The organism is Kocuria sp. NPDC057446 (assembly GCF_042802875.1).
Taxonomy (GTDB): domain Bacteria; phylum Actinomycetota; class Actinomycetes; order Actinomycetales; family Micrococcaceae; genus Kocuria.
This window is the reverse complement of the sequence record NZ_JBHVDI010000256.1, coordinates 1-2,761: the sequence shown is the minus strand read 5'-3', so window position 1 is coordinate 2,761 and position 2,761 is coordinate 1. Positions and strand designations below refer to the sequence as shown.

General features: G+C 76.5%; 4 protein-coding genes and 1 pseudogene. All 5 read left to right on the top strand.

Features of this window, described 5'->3' with window-relative positions; translation table 11 throughout:
• Positions 1 to 144 (top strand): annotated as a pseudogene (locus ACFU0Y_RS17805) (GTP 3',8-cyclase MoaA); the annotation flags it as partial.
• Positions 145 to 150: 6 nt separating this feature from the next.
• On the top strand, positions 151 to 420 hold the full coding sequence (locus tag ACFU0Y_RS17800) for a MoaD/ThiS family protein (protein WP_380216242.1): 270 nt from the start codon (positions 151 to 153) through the stop codon (positions 418 to 420).
• Between the two features lie 4 nt (positions 421 to 424).
• On the top strand, positions 425 to 1,018 hold the full coding sequence (locus ACFU0Y_RS17795) for a molybdenum cofactor guanylyltransferase (RefSeq protein WP_380216240.1): 594 nt from the start codon (positions 425 to 427) through the stop codon (positions 1,016 to 1,018).
• 39 nt (positions 1,019 to 1,057) lie between these two features.
• Complete coding sequence (locus tag ACFU0Y_RS17790; protein ID WP_380216238.1) at positions 1,058 to 1,354, top strand: DUF6457 domain-containing protein; 297 nt, start codon at positions 1,058 to 1,060, stop codon at positions 1,352 to 1,354.
• Positions 1,354 to 2,721: a molybdopterin molybdotransferase MoeA gene (locus ACFU0Y_RS17785; RefSeq protein ID WP_380216236.1), complete on the top strand. Its 1,368-nt coding sequence runs from the start codon at positions 1,354 to 1,356 to the stop codon at positions 2,719 to 2,721. The genes ACFU0Y_RS17790 and ACFU0Y_RS17785 overlap by 1 nt, the downstream gene beginning before the upstream one ends.
• The last annotated feature ends 40 nt before the right edge of the window (positions 2,722 to 2,761 follow it).

The window sequence follows — 2,761 nt, the reverse complement described above, 5'->3', positions numbered from 1 at the left end:
GACGGGGCCACCGACGCGCAGCTGGCCCAGCGCTGGCGGGACGCGATGTGGGCCAAGCCGGCCGCCCACGGCATGGACCACACCGGCCTCGACTCCGCCGACTACGTCCAGCCGGAGCGCTCCATGAGCGCGATCGGGGGCTGAGCACGCGTGCTGATCCGCTACTTCGCCGCCGCCCGCGCCGCCGCCGGCACCGAGACCGAGACCGTGGAGGTCCCCACCGACCGGTCCTGCACCCGCCGGGACGTGGAGGCCCTGCTGGTCCGGTCCCACCCGCAGCCGCCGCCCGGGCAGCCGCCGCTGGCCGAGGTGCTGGCCCGGTCGAGCTTCCTGCTCGACGGCGTGGCCTGCCCCGACCCCGGCACCCCGGTCCCGGCCGGGGCGGTCCTCGACGTCCTGCCGCCCTTCTCCGGCGGGTGAGCGGGTGAGCGCCCCGGGACCGGCCCCGGTCTTCCACGCCGTGGTCCTGGCGGGCGGGCGCTCCGCCCGGCTGGACGGCCGGCCCAAGGCCCGGCTGCGGCAGGCCGGACGCACCCTCCTGGAGCTCACCCTGGACGCGGTCCGGGAGGCCGCCGGCGTCGTCGTCGTCGGCCCCCCGGACCCGGCCGTCCCCGGCGGCGTGCTGCTGACCCGCGAGGACCCGCCGTTCTCCGGGCCGGCCGCGGGCATCGCCGCCGGGCTGCGCGCCCTCGACGCCCTGCCCGGCGCGGACTGGACCATGACGCTGGCCTGCGACATGCCCGGGGTGTCGCGGGCCGTGCCCCTCCTGCTGCGAGCGGCCCGGTCCGGCGACGGCGCCGCCGGCTACGTCTCCGTCCCGCCCGACGGCCACCGCCAGCCCCTCGCCGCCCTCTACCGCAGCGACGCCCTGCGCCGGGCGTTCGCGGGGCAGGACGCCGCGGACCGGTCCGTGTTCTCCTCCGTGCGCGCCCTTCCGCTCCGCGACGTCACCGTGCCCGAGGACGCCACCGCGGACGTCGATACGTGGGACGATGTGCACAGGCACCACCTGACCTGACCACGAGCGGGCGGCACCACCGCCCGGGAGGAGCGGCGCATGCCCAAGGACCTGAGCCCGTCCGAGCACGAGATCCTGGAGCGGTGGGTCGCGGCCGTGCGCGAGGCCCTGGACGTGCCCGACGCCGACCTCCCCCTGGACGCGGTGCTGGGCCTGACCGGCAGGATCGCGCACGGCACCGTGCGCCCCGCCGTCCCGCCCACCGCCTACCTGCTCGGCTACCACGTGGGCCGCGCCGTGGCCGCGGGCGAGGACGAGCACCGCACCCTGGACCGCGCGCTGCAGACCGTCGGCGGACTCGTCCCCGCCGTCCGCCGAACCCCCGAGGAGAACTGATGTCCGGACTGCCCCTGCCCCACGACACCAACAGCCCCTACACGCACGCGCTGCCCGTCATCGAGGACGACAGCGGCGTGCCCGAGAGCACCCCGGAGGAGGTCGAGACCGTCCACGACGCCGAGTGGCACCAGGCCCGGCAGTTCGCCTACGAGATCGCCACCGCCCTCCCCAGTCACTGGCTGCCCCTGCAGGAGGCCCTCGGCGAGGTGCTGGCGGAGGACGTGACCGCGCCCATCCCGGTCCCCCACTACGCCTCCTCCGCCATGGACGGCTACGCCGTGGCCGGTCCCCAGCCGTGGACGGTGGTCTTCCCCGAGCCCGTGGAGACGGACCCCCGCAAGATGCTGACCATCCCGCCGAAGGAGCTCTACCGCCCGGTGCTCAACCTGGAGCCGGGCGAGGCCACCCGCATCGTCACCGGCGGGCTCGTCCCCGCCGGGGCACGGGCCGTGCTGCGCGACGAGTACGCTCGCCTGTCCGAGGAGGGGACCGTGCTCACGATCGCGGACCACGCCCCCTCGGCCGAGGACATCCCCTACGGGCAGAACATCCGCCGCACCGGCGAGGAGGTCGCGGCCGGGGACGTCATCCTGCACGCCGAGTGCCTGCTCAATCCGGCGCACATCGCCTTCGCCGCCGTCAGCGGCCACGACATGCTCCCGGTCCGCCGCCGTCCGCGCGTGACCATCCTGCTCACCGGCAGCGAGGTGGTCGAGGACGGGATCCCCGAGCCCGGCCAGGTCCGGGACGCCTTCGGCCCCCAGCTGCCCACGTTCGTGGAGATGCTGGGCGGGTCCGTGGACCAGCTCCGGCGCGTCGAGGACACCGCGAAGGCGATGCTCTCCGCCCTGACCGAGGCGCCCTCCGGCATGGCGTCGGTGCTGGACGCCCGCACCGAGGTGGTCATCACCACCGGCGGCACCGGGCACTCCGACGCCGACCACGTGCGCTCGGCGCTCGAGGAGCTCGGGGCCGTCTTCCTGCTCGACGGCCTCGCCCAGCGCCCGGGGCACCCGACGTTCCTGGCGCGGCTGCCCGAGGACGGCCCCTTCGTGGTCGGCCTGCCCGGCAATCCGCTGGCCGCGATGACGAGCATCTTCACGGTGGCCGAGCCCCTGCTGGCCAAGCTGCACGGCGATCAGCCCCCGGCCACGCGCACCCTGCCCGCGGCCGAGGACCTGCCGGGACAGAAGGTCACCGCCCTGGTGCCCGGCTACCTCCGGGACGGGACGGTCTCCCCCCGGGACCGGGTCGGCGCGAACATGCTGCGCGGGCTCGCGCACGCGGACGTCATCGCGGTGGTCCCGCCGGCCGGCGTGGCCGCGGGGCAGGACGTCGAGGTGGTCCCCCTGCCCTGGCGCTGACGCGCCGCGGCACGGCCGAGGGCCCGGACACCGCGGCGGG

Bases quoted from the DNA above. Each gene is read 5' to 3' on its own strand.
- ACFU0Y_RS17785 (WP_380216236.1), top strand. From the start codon at position 1,354: ATGTCCGGACTGCCCCTGCCCCACGACACCAACAGCCCCTACACGCAC.
- ACFU0Y_RS17790 (WP_380216238.1), top strand. From the start codon at position 1,058: ATGCCCAAGGACCTGAGCCCGTCCGAGCACGAGATCCTGGAGCGGTGG.